Origin of the sequence: Idiomarina sp. UBA4206 (genome assembly GCF_002383015.1) — a bacterium.
Classification (GTDB): domain Bacteria; phylum Pseudomonadota; class Gammaproteobacteria; order Enterobacterales; family Alteromonadaceae; genus Idiomarina; species Idiomarina abyssalis.
Map to the genome: position 1 here is coordinate 1 of NZ_DFTS01000053.1, position 501 is coordinate 501.

A 501-nucleotide genomic window follows, 5' to 3' on the forward strand; every position below is an offset into this window, starting at 1 on the left:
CTCGCCCCGTCAAGCGCTTTTTAAGCCTTTATAACTGTTTTTTTGCTGACTGCGTAAAGTTTGCTCAGATGTTATTTGAACCAACATTTTTTATAACCTAAAAGCAAAAAAGCCCCCAGTATATGGAGGCTTTCTTGCTTATTACTAAAGGTATGTATTACTACTTGTTCTTACCATTACCTTTCCCATTACCGTTACCTGGGCCAGAAGTATCTCCTCCATCGTCGGTACCGCCATCCGATCCGCCACATCCATTAGTTGCCAAGTAATCGTAAGCTGCCTTAGCTTGGACTAACCCATAACCATATGCATCATCACGACCAGCAGTACCTAAATCTTCAGCGGTTGATGCCAATGCAGAACGGATATCGCCGTTGGAGCATTCTGAATAGTGACTCCAGACTAACGCAGCTACACCAACAACATGAGGGGTCGCCATTGACGTCCCGTCAAAGAAAGCCCAGTCACTGTCTTCTACAGATACGGTTGCAGAAGCTCCCA

At 45.3% G+C, this 501-nt stretch carries 1 protein-coding gene; it reads right to left on the reverse strand.

The genetic code is table 11. The annotated features are described in order from the left end of the window. Positions 1 to 160: 160 nt before the first annotated feature. Positions 161 to 501, reverse strand: a 341-nt coding sequence (locus B3180_RS11020; protein ID WP_286844516.1) for a S8 family serine peptidase, incomplete at its 5' end; no start/stop codon positions are given.